Below are 12,075 nucleotides of genomic sequence, written 5' to 3'. Positions count from 1 at the left end.
TATGAAAAGTATATGTTGCAGATGCTTGTATTTTGTGTTAATATAACTTCTGTTGTGTGGAATACGGTGGTCCTCTGCGGATAATGAGGGAGAGCGATGGCTCTCCGGAAGAGGCAAGAACACCTGTACGGAAGGAGGAAGTCCTTAATGAATATCCTACAAGCTATTACACAAGAGCAACTTCGTAAAGATATCCCGAGTTTTCGCCCGGGTGACACTTTGAAGGTGCATGTAAAAGTTATCGAAGGAACTCGTGAGCGTGTCCAGTTGTTCGAAGGCGTTGTAATCAAACGTCGCGGCGGCGGGATCGGTGAGACTTTTACAGTTCGTAAAATCTCTTATGGTGTTGGTGTGGAAAGAACATTCCCAGTCAACTCCCCTAAAATCGAGAAAATCGAAGTGGCTCGCCGCGGTAAAGTTCGTCGTGCGAAGCTGTACTATCTTCGTGACCTGCGCGGTAAAGCTGCAAGAATTAAAGAAGTTCGTCGCTAGAAAACGGACAGATGAAAGGGGCTTGAGTTCAAGCCCCTTTCGTTATTTCTTGCAAATAAGAATTTTAGTCTGGGGTCCCCTCAAAGTATCTGAGTAAGCATCGAAGCTAAAGTATCACTTTGTGGGGTTTATGAACCTATGTGCCTTAGGAACAGCTTCTCCGAAAAGGCCTCCTGAAGGAGTAATCACGGGGGAGTTTTTGGCAGAAGTTTTTTTGTGTTGTATAGTGGAGATAACAAGAGCTAGAGAGGACGGTGAACTATGCAGCAGGATATGCAGCAGGGGCAGGGCGAGATTATAGAATCTGGCGGGCAGAGCCCCCGGAAACAGAAGAATGAAGTTCTGGAATGGATTAAGGCGATAGCGATTGCATTGGTTCTGGTTATTCTAATACGCTGGCTGTTGTTCAAGCCGTTTATCGTAGACGGACCTTCCATGAAGCCTAACTTTCATACCGGCGAACGTGTGATTGTGAATGAGATTCTCTATGATATCCGTGAGCCGAAGCGCGGGGAAGTCATCGTGTTCCATGTTCCGTCTGAAGGCAGGGATTTCATTAAGCGTGTTATCGGAGTTGCCGGCGATACCGTCAAAGTAGAAGGGGATGTTGTTACGGTTAATGGGGAGCCTGTTAACGAAACATATATCCAGGAAGCTATTGATGAGTCCCACAAGAATAATGCGTTGTATAACGACAAAAACTTTCCGAATGAACGCTTCACAGACGGCACTGTGCCGGAAGGGCATGTATTTGTCATGGGGGACAACCGTTCTGACAGTACCGACAGCCGGATGATCGGCTATGTGCCGCTCGGTGATATCGTTGGCCGTGCTGATCTGATTTTCTGGCCGGTGAAGGATATCTCCATTATTAACCATTAAACGGACTGAAAGTCTAAGGAGGTGACGGCATTGGCCATTCAATGGTTTCCTGGTCATATGACAAAGGCCAGACGGCAAATCGAGGATAAGCTGAAGCTGATTGATGTTGCAATAGAACTGCTTGATTCCCGTCTGCCGTTGTCCAGCCGTAATCCGATGATTGACGATATTTTGCGGGACAAGCCAAGGCTGATTATTCTGAACAAGGCGGATCTGGCTGATCCGGAATCTACACGCAAGTGGCTGGCTTACTTCAAGGCAGAGGGGCATGTGGCTCACCCGGTGGATGCTTCAACCGGAACGGGAATCAAGGAGATTCCCGAGCAGGTCAAGCTGCTGCTGAAGGAGAAGATCGACCGGCAGCTGGCCAAAGGGATGAACCCGCGCGCCATGCGGGCGCTGATCGTCGGGATTCCCAATGTGGGCAAATCGACGCTGATCAACCGGATGGCTGGCAAGAACATTGCGATTACCGGAGACCGTCCGGGCGTGACCAAAGGCCAGCAGTGGATCAAAACAGGCGGCGATCTGGAGCTGCTGGATACCCCGGGGATTCTCTGGCCGAAGTTCGAGGACCAGGTCGTAGGCTATAAGCTGGCAGTCACCGGAGCGATCAAGGAAGAAATCCTGAATATAGAGGATATTGCCTTCTATGCGGTTAAATATCTGATTAAGGATTACGGCGACCGCTTCCAGGAGCGCTTCGGCATCAGCAAGCTGCCTGAGGACTTGGAGAACCCGGACGAAATCGTAGCCATCATGGAGGCGGTAGGGCGCAAACGCGGCTGCCTGATGAGCGGCGGACGGGTAGATCTGGAGAAGGCCTCGCGTGCGCTGCTGCATGAGCTGCGTGCCGGGAAGCTTGGACGCTTCACGCTGGAAACGCCTGAATAGTAAGGTAATGCAGGTATGGAAGAGCCATCCGTTAGTTGGATAGGCTCTTTTTTGCATTTCGGATGGGAAAAGACGGATTTTCGTTGCGGTATCAGATGTTTTTGTACAACTTTTTGGGATTACGGTAGTAATAATGTAGGTAATGCTGTGTGATGTGTAAAAGGAAAGTTTCCGAAATGAATAGATATAGCTTCATTAATATAGTATGGGACAGGCGGGGATCGGATGAGTACTGTGGATATGCTTGGATATGAAAAAGAAGGCTGGGCGCAATCCTTCCGGCACATCGCTGGGGTGGATGAGGTAGGCAGAGGCTGCCTGTTCGGGGATGTGGTGGCTGCGGCAGTGATTCTGCCAGCCGGGCTGATTATTGAAGGAGTGGACGATTCCAAGAAGCTGACCGCCAAAAAGCGGGACGCCTTGTATGAGCTGATTATGGAGCAGGCGCTGACAGTCAGTGTAGGCTATGTGGATTCCACGGTGATCGATGAGATTAATATTAAGCAGGCTGCCCGTCTGGCGATGCGCAAAGCCGTTGAAGGCTTAAGCCAACAGCCGGACTATATGCTTGTGGATGCGGAGAAGGTGGATCTGCCCGTTCCGCAGTGTGCAATTATTAAAGGGGATGCCAACAGCCAGTCTATTGCTGCGGCCTCGATTGTAGCCAAGGTTACACGCGACCGGCTCTGCGAAGGCTTATGGGAGGAGATGTATCCGGATTACGGGATCAAAATACATAAAGGATATGCTACCAAGCTGCACCGTGAACAAATCAAGCTGCTGGGGGTAACTCCAATGCACCGCCGCAGCTTCATCGGCAATATCCTTGCGGAGCAGGAACAGTTGTCCTTCTTCTGATGCGTCCGCTGGTTCAGTAATAGGCCGGAAATACCGATATAGAGTAGAAAGGGACAGGAGGCGGACAACATGAATATCGGATCGCTGATTCGCGGCTTGCTCGGTGACAGCAGGGCGGGGGAATCTAAGTCGGTAGAGCTTAAGGAAGGACAGGTTGTCCGCGGCGTAGTACTTAGCGTATCGGACTCCGGAAAAGAGGCGGTGGTGCAGATTCAGGGAACGCCGGTACGGGCGGAGCTGGAAACACCGCTGGCTGCCGGTCAGACTCTGAACCTGCAGATTGGGGCGCCCGGAGAGGGCGGGCTTCCGGTGCTGAAGCCCGTATCGCCCGGGGAGGCGGCCCTGGCTTCGCCGCAGAGCATGGGCGAAGCTATTGAAGCGCTGGGACTGGCAGGCTCGAAGGCTGGACGGGAGATTATTCAGGCCATGCAGGCCGGAGGGTTGGCGTTCACCAAGGAGACCGCTGCACAGCTTGATGCGGCAATGAATGCCAAGCCGCCGGGTGTACCTGCTTCCGAATGGCTGGAGGCGGCAGTCGTCTCAATGAAGCGGGGATTGCCGGTGACAGCTGAGACCGTCAAGGGCTTGCAGCAGGCCATATTTGGACCGAAGCTGCATCAGCTGCTGGCCGCTCTGGAGACGGAGCTGAATGTATGGGCGCAGCAGAGTAGCGGTGGAACAGGCACAGGTGAAGCAACGGGGGCAGGAAGGGCGACGTCTGGTGCACCAGGCGCAGCAATTACAGCCGCCGGTGCTTCCGTTTCGGCGAATGCGGCTGGCAATGGTGTCAGTACCAGCGGTAGTGCGGGAGTGGCACAGCCTTCCGGCAGTACCGTGCCGGCGGCAGGAGCGCAAGAAGGCGCCGTGGGTGGAATATTGCGCGAAGGTGAAGGCGCAGGTACAGCGGCGGTAGTACGTGAAGGTGCGGCGACAGTGCCAGGAGTGCGTGAAGGTGCAAGTGCGCCGGCGGGAACGCAAGGAGGCGCAGGTGCTGCGGCGGGAACGCAAGGAGGCGCAGGTGCTGTGGCGGGAACGCAAGAAAGAGCAGGTACTGCGGCAGGGCTGCGCGAGGGTGCAGGTGTGGCGGCGGCAGGGACGCAAGAAGGAGCGGGCGCGGTTGCAGTGCGCGAAGGCGCTGGTGCTGCGGCAGGATTGCGTGAAGGTGCAGGTATGGCGTCGGCAGGGGCGCAAGGAGGTACAGGCGCAGCAGCTGGAGGGCGTGAAGGCGCGGGAGCAGCCTCAGCAGCGGGTGAAGCTGCAGGAACTGCGGCGGTGTCAGGCGAAGGCGCAGGCGAAGGTGCCAGAGCTGCGGCGGGGGTGCGTGATGGTGCAGGTGCGGCGATGGCAGGAGCGCAAAGTGGTGCAGGCGCAACGGCTGGAGCGCGGGAAGGCGCGGGTACGGCCGCTGGAGCGCATGAAAGCGCGGGTGCTGCGCCGGGAGCGCGCGAAGGCGCAGCGGCGGCGGCTGGAGCGCGTGACGCTGCGGGCCTGGCAGCGGGTGTGCGCGACAGCGCAGGGGCGGCCCTGCTGGCGAAGCTGCAGGGCGTCCTGACGGAGCTGCGCGGCGCGCTGCCGCAGCTCAGCGATGCCCCGCCCGCTTCCGGCGCGGCGGGGCAAGACCCCGTCCCCGCTGCGCTGCGCGGGGACACTGCCCCCGCCCAGGGCGAAGCCCCCTGGGTGGGGCAGCTCTTGAAGCTGCTCGGTGCGGAGCACGAGCAGCTGGCCGTGCGCGGCGGCGTGCCGCAGGCCGCGCATGCAGCGTCCGGCGGCGCGGAAGAGGCCGCCGGGACGCTCAAGGGCGTGCTGCTGCAGGTGCTGGGCAGCAGCGATGCCCCGCCCGCGGTCAAGGAAGCCGCGGGCCAGCTCGTGCAGCAGCTGACGGGCCAGCAGCTGCTGCTTAACACGGACCGCACCGCGCCGTTCGCGCAGGTGACGATGTTCCTGCCGCTGCAGGGGCCGGACGGCCGGGAGACGGCCTCGGTCCACATCCAGTCGCGGCGCGGGCGCAAAGGCGAACTGGATGCGGCGAACTGCCGCCTCTGGTTCGACCTGGACATGAAGCTGCTCGGCCATACCCTGGTCGATGTGCAGGTCATGGACCGGATTGTCAGCCTGAAGCTGCACAACAATGAACCCTGGGTGCAGGAGCTGCTGGAAGGGCGCCGCGAGGAGATCCGCACAGCCGTGGAATCCATTGGCTACCAGCTATCCGGCCTGCGGGCCGGACCCATGCCGGAGCTGAGTGCAGCTGCGCCCGAGGTTAAGTCCTCCGATTACGTTCCGCATGAATACAAAGGAGTAGATTACCGCATATGAATGAGCCGGAGCAGAAGGTTCCGCAGAACCTTAAAAAGGCAGTTGCCCTGAAATATGTCCCCGGCCAGACGGAGGCTCCTGTAGTTGTCGCCAAGGGACATGGGGCGGTAGCTGACATCATCCTGCAAAAAGCCAAGGAAAACGGAGTTGCCGTGCAGGAGGATGCAGCGCTGGTGGAGGTGCTGTCCAAGCTGGATCTGGACCAGCAGATTCCTCCGCAGCTGTATCAGCTGGTGGCGGAGATTCTCAGCTATGTCTACCAGAGCGACCGGATCGCCGGGGAACGGAGGGAGAAGTGAACCGCGCTTCCGGCGGCAGCCCCTATACCCGCAGAGAGAAAGGCGCGGCGGCGGAGCAGGCGGCAAGCCTGTATTTGACCTCGCAGGGCTACCGGATCAGAGAGCGTAACTGGCGCTGCCGGAGCGGGGAGCTGGATCTTATTGCAGATTACGAAGAGGGGCTGGTCTTCATTGAGGTGCGCAGCCGCAGCGGGTCCCTGCTCAGGGGAACCGCAGAAGAGTCGGTGGATGCCCGCAAAATCCGTCAGGTGAGACAAACAGCCGGCGTCTACCTTCATCAGCAGGGAATCGCTCAGGCTATCATCTCCTTCGATGTGATTGCTGTGCAGCTTAATGCAGATTTAAGCGTTGCCTCGCTGCGCCATATCCGGGACGCTTTTTAAAAATATCAGATTTATATGTTGCACACGATAACTTATCCTTATATTTCTCGCTGAAACGGGTGCCGTCCTTAAAAAGGACGGCAAAGCCGTTTCTGCTTGCCTTAAGGCAGCAGGGCTGGTGAAATGATACAGTAAACCCTGACATGGGACGGACTTCGTGGGTCATTTCTCAAAAGATGTGGGTAAACATTAGTGTGACTTTTAATGCCACCATGAGGAGGGCTGCCGATATGAGAAATCAACAACCGATGGATATACAGGTGAGCTTTACATGCCAGCATTGCGAACACAAAGTGGTAACAGAACTAGGCGCTGAGCCCTTGTCAGTTGTATGCTGCAGCAATTGTAACAAGACATTTACCGTTATGCGTCCTGCTATAGCGGAAGAGATATTGATTGACTGGGAGAATGAAGCCTTGTTCCACAAGATGCGTGCTGAGAAGACTCAGGACAGCAACAGCAGCCTCTTGTCGCTGGTCATCAATGTTATCGAGCTGCTGACCTGGCGGGACAAGGGGAACGGGCAGGTGGAGGCCATTAAGGAGATGCGGAAGTGGCTGGTTGAGCATGAAGAAGCTCCGCCGGTGGCAGAATTAATTCAATTGAATGTGAACCGGCGCGGTGCCAAGCGGAATTGGGAGAAGTAAGGCCGGTAAGACTCTGAACTGTCCGGTAGACGGGCGGTTTGGAGTCTTTTTGGAAATATAAGAATCTATATGTTCCATACGATAACTTGTCCTTATATTTCTTGCTGAAACGATACCGCCCTTAAAAAGGACGGAATAGCCGTTTCCACTTGACAAGGGCGATCACAAGATTACAGGAAAGGCAGGGGACGGAGTTGTCCAACGTGTACTTTACCTCGGACCATCATTTTGGCCACAAGCTGATTATTGATTTCGAATCACGGCCCTTTGGCAGCACAGAGGAAATGAACCAGACGATGATCACGAACTGGAATGCGGCGGTGGGCAAGGAGGATACCGTCTTTCATCTCGGTGACTTCTCTTTTCTGAACCTGGAGGATACCCGGAGAATTGTGTCTGCCTTGAACGGCTACAAAATTCTGATTCTCGGCAATCATGACCGCGGCCGCGGCCGGGCCTGGTGGCTGGAAGCCGGGTTTGATGAGGTCAGTGAACATCCGCTGATCTATAAAGAGTTCTTCATGCTCTCCCATGAGCCGATGTATATGAACAAGCATATGCCTTACGTGAATGTGCACGGCCATATCCATGGACAGAAATATGAGGGCAAGCATCATTTCAATATTTGTGTGGAGCATTGGAATTACACGCCGCTCTCCTTCGAGCAGATCCGCGACGCCGTTACAGCCAGCGAAGAAGGTGGAGATTAAAATGATGCTTAAGTCATGTCTGCGCAATTATGCAAGAAAGAAGAATATGCAGAATTATGCAGCGGCAGGTGCGCAAGGCCCTCTTGCGTGAAGCAGGAGGTATTGGGTATACTCAAATCAATAGAGCTTGCGGAGAATGAGGAAGCACCTTTTTTCCCGGAAAATGAACGCCCGGCGTATGGGCGGATTTCTGGAGAAGGGGTGCTTTTTGGTGTACGGACAAATGCATAGTGCGTGCCTCTATGGCATTGAAGGTGTAATGATTGGCGTGGAGATTGATCTGGCGAACGGCTTGCCGCAGACCCATATTATCGGCTTGCCCGACTCGGCGGTGCGCGAGGCGGTGGAGCGGGTGAGGGCGGCAGTCAAGAACTGCGGATACAGCTATCCGCTTCAGCGGGTTACGATTAATCTGGCTCCGGCGGACCTGCGCAAGGAGGGCTCGGCGTTTGATCTGGCGATTGCGCTGGGCATTCTGACCACGAGCGGTCAGCTTATCATGCCTGATGCCGGAGAGCTGCTGTTCATCGGGGAGCTTGCCCTGGATGGCAGCCTGCGTCCGGTGAACGGGGTGTTATCCATGGTTGAGACTGCGCGGCGGACAGGACTGAAGGCGGTGCTGGTACCGCCCGGCAATGCCGCCGAGGCGGCGTTGATTACAGGGATGAAGGTGTACACAGCCGGGCATCTGAACCAGCTGCCGCAGCCGGAGCAGCCACCTGCCTCTGGTATAGCAGAGCTAACAGAGACAAGCGGAGAGGAGATGCAGCAATCAGAACTGCCGTTTCCGGTATCCGCCGGGAATGGAGCTGCGTCCGGAAAACGCCCTCCGGTGCTTGCGCTGTCCCTGGAGCATTTAAGGTACAAGCCCCTAGTGGTTACGGATAATCCGCCCCCGCTACGGGCCGAACAGCTGATGCAGGAAGATTACAGCGATGTGCTGGGCCAGAATCATGTGAAGCGGGCGCTGACGATCGCGGCTGCCGGAATGCACAATATTCTGCTGATCGGCCCGCCGGGTACGGGGAAGACCATGCTAATCAAGCGGTTGCCCGGTATTCTGCCTGACCTTACGGATGACGAGGCACTGGAGGTGACGAAGATCTTCAGTGCCGCCGGGATGCTCAGGGACGGGCGGCAGGGCCTGCTGCGCAGCCGGCCGTTCCGCTCGCCGCATCATACCATCTCGGGAGCGGGGCTGATCGGCGGAGGCGGTATCCCGAAGCCGGGAGAGGTCAGCCTTGCACACCGCGGCATTCTCTTCCTGGATGAGCTGCCGGAGTTCTCCCGCGCCGTGCTTGAGGTGCTCCGCCAGCCATTGGAGGACGGATTGGTTACGATCAGCCGGGCCCGGGCAGCGTTCACCTTCCCTGGGAGGTTCCTGCTTGCCTGTTCGATGAATCCATGCCCTTGCGGTTATCTCGGTAGTGGCGGCACCCACCAGCGCTGCACCTGCAGCCCGGCCAGAATCGCCCAGTACCGAGCCAGGATTTCGGGGCCGCTGCTGGACCGGATGGACATGCAGGTTGATGTTCCGCGTCCGAAGGAATGGGATGCGGGCGCACCACAGGTCTCTTCCGCACAGATGCGGGAGGCGGTGCTGCGGGCACAGGCTGTTCAAGCGCAGCGGTACGCACGGCTGCCGGTCTCCTGGAACAGCGAGCTGTCGGGAGCGGCACTGCGCCGTTATGCGGCGCTCCGGCCCGAGGAGGCAGTGCTGCTGAACGGCATTCTGGAGAGCCTGGGGCTAAGCATGCGGGCTCATGACCGGATCATCCGGCTGGCCCGCACGATTGCGGATCTGGAAGGCGCAGATGCAATCAATGCCGCACATCTGGCCGAAGCGGTACAGTACCGTAATCTGGACCGGCAGGTGACGGCGGAGGAGGAGTAAAGAAGAAGCGGGCTTCCTGCCCGGCACTTTTCTTGAATGCTGCTGCGCTTCTTGCTGTTCTATGCAATGCAAAATCCCCTGCCCGGAACTGCCGGACAGGGGACTGGATTACCTGCTATATGAAGGAATAACGTCTTACAGCACGTTCAATTCCACTTCAATATTGCCGCGGGTTGCGCGGGAGTAGGGACAAGCGCCGTGGGCCGCTTCAACGAGCTGTTTGGCAGTTTCATGGTCAACACCTTTGACCAGAACATCCATTTTGACAGCAATGCCGAAGCCGCCGTCTTCCACTTTGCCGAAGCTTACGGTTGCCGTAACTTCACTGCCCTCGATCTTCACCTTGCCCATCCGGGCAACCATGTTCAGAGCGCTGTCGAAGCAAGCGGAATAACCAGCTGCGAACAGCTGCTCAGGATTCGTGCCTTCGCCGCCGGCACCGCCCATTTCGCGCGGTGTGCTGATCGTGAGGTTCAGCTTAGGGCTGTCGGATTCGACAGAGCCTTGTCTGCCGCCAACCGCTTTTACTGTAGTTTCATACATTTTCTGTTGGATCGTCATCATGATTAATCGCTCCCGTTCAATTTCAAATTATATTGTACACAACTTAATTTAACACAATTAAAATAAAAGTCAATCTATTTTCCGCTATTAACATGATATTATGAATGAATTGTGATAAACTAATGTCACAAAGGCAGGTGAAGAAGAAATGCAAAATGAACCGACAACCACCCCTGAGCTCATGCTTGAGAACCAGCTCTGCTTTACGATCTATGCCTGTTCGCGTGAATTCACGAAGCTGTATCAGCCCCATCTGGACAAAATCGGATTGACATATTCCCAGTATCTGGTGATGCTTGTTCTGTGGGAGAGACGGCAATGTACGGTCAAGGAGCTGGGCGAGGCGCTGTTCCTGGATTCTGGCACACTGACTCCGCTGCTTAAGCGGCTGCAGGCCGCAGGACTGATCTTGCGTGAACGTTCCCAGCAGGATGAGCGGAAGGTGCTGATCTCATTAACGGACCAGGGGCTGGCGCTGAAGCAGGAGGCATTGTCTATTCCCGGCAAAATGGCCGCTGGCACGATGCTCTCTCCGGTAGAATTCATCGATCTGCTTGGACAATTCAAAGACCTTCTGAACCGGGTCCACGAGGCGAATATGAATAGCTCCAAATAAACTGTTCGCTTATTGTCAATGCAATCGTTCGCATTTCGGCATGAAACCGAGCGAAAATGTATGTATAAATAGTGAAAGTTTTTAAGGAAAGCGTTTTTAAAACATGTTACAATATTCTGGGTTTCACATTCTGGCATATAGGTAATTATAGATATCACTCTGTAATAGATTCTGTGTGCCAGCAGCAGAGAAACGGGCCGCTTGCTGCTTCAGGGAACAGGCGGGTACGGTCTCTGCTAGTCCCGGGATATTGCCGGTTAACACCGGTCTGGCCCCGGCTTTGGACAATCAAAACGGAATGCGGAGGGCTGCAGGCTGCCTGCTGAATGCCGCCGCAACACTTTAGGAGGCTTCCGGAATGAATATCCACGAGTATCAGGGAAAAGAAGTACTTAAGAAGTACGGCGTTGCCGTACCGAACGGAAAAGTTGCTTATACAGTGGAGGAAGCAGTAGAAGCTGCCGCAGCGCTGGGCACACCGGTTGTTGTAGTCAAAGCTCAGATTCATGCCGGAGGACGCGGCAAAGCGGGCGGCGTCAAGGTGGCGAAGAACAGTGATGAGGTCCGCGCATATGCGTCCGAAATCCTCGGCAAGACACTGGTTACCCATCAGACGGGACCCGAAGGCAAGGTAGTGAAGCGGCTGCTGATTGAAGAAGGCTGCCAGATTGAGAAAGAGTATTATATCGGACTGGTGGTGGACCGCGGCACCGGCCGGGTGGTTATGATGGCTTCCGAGGAAGGCGGCACGGAGATTGAAGAGGTGGCGGCAACGCACCCTGAGAAGATTTTCAAGGAGATCATTGATCCGGCAGTGGGATTGCAGACCTTCCAGGCACGCAAGCTGGCTTACAGCATTGCCATTCCGCCTGCGCTGGTCAATAAGGCTGTGAAGTTCATGCAAGCGCTGTATCTGGCTTTTGTGGATAAAGATTGCTCAATTGCCGAGATCAATCCGCTGGTCGTAACCGCTGACGGCAATGTGATGGCGCTGGATGCCAAGCTGAATTTCGATTCTAACAGCCTGTTCCGCCATAAGGATATTCAGGAGCTGCGCGATCTGGACGAAGAAGATGCCAAGGAAATTGAGGCTTCCAAATATGATCTCAGCTACATCGCACTGGACGGCAACATCGGCTGTATGGTGAACGGTGCGGGACTGGCCATGGCGACCATGGACATTATCAAATATTACGGCGGCGAGCCGGCTAACTTCCTAGATGTAGGGGGCGGCGCGACGACTGAGAAGGTCACCGAAGCGTTCAAAATCATCCTGTCGGATGACAAGGTGAACGGCATTTTCGTTAATATTTTCGGCGGAATTATGCGTTGTGATGTCATTGCTACAGGTGTAGTGGAGGCTGCCAGACAGCTTGGATTAACCAAGCCGCTGGTGGTGCGTCTGGAGGGCACGAATGTTGCACTGGGCAAGGAGATCCTCGCCGGTTCGGGACTGAACATTGTTGCTGCCGATTCCATGGCTGACGGTGCCCGCAAAATTGTTGCTCTTGTGTAAGCAA

The 12,075-nt window shown here is 55.7% G+C and carries 13 protein-coding genes; 12 read left to right on the top strand and 1 reads right to left on the bottom strand.

Features of this window, described 5'->3' with window-relative positions:
• The first annotated feature begins 147 nt into the window (after positions 1-147).
• The 10 genes from rplS (at position 148) to MHI24_RS03250 (ending at position 9,375) form a co-directional block, all read left to right on the top strand.
• The gene (gene rplS / locus MHI24_RS03295) at positions 148-492 is read left to right on the top strand and encodes a 50S ribosomal protein L19 (protein WP_340024136.1); all 345 of its coding nucleotides are present in this window, start codon (positions 148-150) and stop codon (positions 490-492) included.
• Positions 493-753: 261 nt separating this feature from the next.
• Positions 754-1,374 (top strand): signal peptidase I, encoded by a 621-nt coding sequence (gene lepB / locus MHI24_RS03290; protein WP_340024135.1) that lies wholly within the window; start codon positions 754-756, stop codon positions 1,372-1,374.
• A 30-nt stretch (positions 1,375-1,404) separates the two neighbouring features.
• The gene (gene ylqF / locus MHI24_RS03285; RefSeq protein WP_340024133.1) at positions 1,405-2,268 is read left to right on the top strand and encodes a ribosome biogenesis GTPase YlqF; all 864 of its coding nucleotides are present in this window, start codon (positions 1,405-1,407) and stop codon (positions 2,266-2,268) included.
• Positions 2,269-2,493: 225 nt separating this feature from the next.
• Positions 2,494-3,126 (top strand): ribonuclease HII, encoded by a 633-nt coding sequence (locus MHI24_RS03280; RefSeq protein ID WP_340024132.1) that lies wholly within the window; start codon positions 2,494-2,496, stop codon positions 3,124-3,126.
• Between the two features lie 69 nt (positions 3,127-3,195).
• Positions 3,196-5,442 carry a DNA ligase gene (locus tag MHI24_RS03275; RefSeq protein ID WP_340024131.1) on the top strand — a complete coding sequence of 749 codons (2,247 nt, stop codon included), beginning with the start codon at positions 3,196-3,198 and terminating at the stop codon, positions 5,440-5,442.
• Positions 5,439-5,741, top strand: coding sequence for an EscU/YscU/HrcU family type III secretion system export apparatus switch protein (locus MHI24_RS03270; protein ID WP_340024130.1), 303 nt, complete (start codon positions 5,439-5,441; stop codon positions 5,739-5,741). The genes MHI24_RS03275 and MHI24_RS03270 overlap by 4 nt, the downstream gene beginning before the upstream one ends.
• Complete coding sequence (locus tag MHI24_RS03265) at positions 5,738-6,124, top strand: YraN family protein (RefSeq protein ID WP_340024128.1); 387 nt, start codon at positions 5,738-5,740, stop codon at positions 6,122-6,124. Before MHI24_RS03270 ends, MHI24_RS03265 begins: the two co-directional genes overlap by 4 nt.
• A gap of 230 nt (positions 6,125-6,354) precedes the next feature.
• Positions 6,355-6,771 carry a hypothetical protein gene (locus MHI24_RS03260; protein WP_340024127.1) on the top strand — a complete coding sequence of 139 codons (417 nt, stop codon included), beginning with the start codon at positions 6,355-6,357 and terminating at the stop codon, positions 6,769-6,771.
• A gap of 203 nt (positions 6,772-6,974) precedes the next feature.
• Positions 6,975-7,481 (top strand): phosphoesterase, encoded by a 507-nt coding sequence (locus tag MHI24_RS03255; RefSeq protein ID WP_340024126.1) that lies wholly within the window; start codon positions 6,975-6,977, stop codon positions 7,479-7,481.
• A gap of 211 nt (positions 7,482-7,692) precedes the next feature.
• The gene (locus MHI24_RS03250) at positions 7,693-9,375 is read left to right on the top strand and encodes a YifB family Mg chelatase-like AAA ATPase (protein WP_340024125.1); all 1,683 of its coding nucleotides are present in this window, start codon (positions 7,693-7,695) and stop codon (positions 9,373-9,375) included.
• 135 nt (positions 9,376-9,510) lie between these two features.
• Here MHI24_RS03250 and MHI24_RS03245 read toward each other — a convergent pair whose 3' ends face one another.
• Complete coding sequence (locus tag MHI24_RS03245) at positions 9,511-9,939, bottom strand: organic hydroperoxide resistance protein (protein WP_340024124.1); 429 nt, start codon at positions 9,937-9,939, stop codon at positions 9,511-9,513.
• 148 nt (positions 9,940-10,087) lie between these two features.
• Here MHI24_RS03245 and MHI24_RS03240 point away from each other — a divergent pair, with 148 nt between their 5' ends.
• Positions 10,088-10,555 (top strand): MarR family transcriptional regulator, encoded by a 468-nt coding sequence (locus MHI24_RS03240; RefSeq protein ID WP_340024123.1) that lies wholly within the window; start codon positions 10,088-10,090, stop codon positions 10,553-10,555.
• 358 nt (positions 10,556-10,913) lie between these two features.
• Positions 10,914-12,071: an ADP-forming succinate--CoA ligase subunit beta gene (sucC, locus tag MHI24_RS03235; protein WP_340024122.1), complete on the top strand. Its 1,158-nt coding sequence runs from the start codon at positions 10,914-10,916 to the stop codon at positions 12,069-12,071.
• The last annotated feature ends 4 nt before the right edge of the window (positions 12,072-12,075 follow it).

It is taken from the genome of Paenibacillus sp. FSL K6-1096, assembly GCF_037977055.1.
Lineage (GTDB): Bacteria > Bacillota > Bacilli > Paenibacillales > Paenibacillaceae > Paenibacillus_AQ.
This window is presented reverse-complemented; position numbering and strand designations above follow the sequence as displayed.

Coding starts and splice junctions, on each gene's coding strand:
- MHI24_RS03270 (WP_340024130.1), top strand. CDS start 5,439: ATGAATGAGCCGGAGCAGAAGGTTCCGCAGAACCTTAAAAAGGCAGTT.
- sucC (WP_340024122.1), top strand. CDS start 10,914: ATGAATATCCACGAGTATCAGGGAAAAGAAGTACTTAAGAAGTACGGC.
- MHI24_RS03275 (WP_340024131.1), top strand. CDS start 3,196: ATGAATATCGGATCGCTGATTCGCGGCTTGCTCGGTGACAGCAGGGCG.
- rplS (WP_340024136.1), top strand. CDS start 148: ATGAATATCCTACAAGCTATTACACAAGAGCAACTTCGTAAAGATATC.
- MHI24_RS03245 (WP_340024124.1), bottom strand. CDS start 9,939: ATGATGACGATCCAACAGAAAATGTATGAAACTACAGTAAAAGCGGTT.
- MHI24_RS03280 (WP_340024132.1), top strand. CDS start 2,494: ATGAGTACTGTGGATATGCTTGGATATGAAAAAGAAGGCTGGGCGCAA.
- MHI24_RS03240 (WP_340024123.1), top strand. CDS start 10,088: ATGCAAAATGAACCGACAACCACCCCTGAGCTCATGCTTGAGAACCAG.
- lepB (WP_340024135.1), top strand. CDS start 754: ATGCAGCAGGATATGCAGCAGGGGCAGGGCGAGATTATAGAATCTGGC.
- MHI24_RS03260 (WP_340024127.1), top strand. CDS start 6,355: ATGAGAAATCAACAACCGATGGATATACAGGTGAGCTTTACATGCCAG.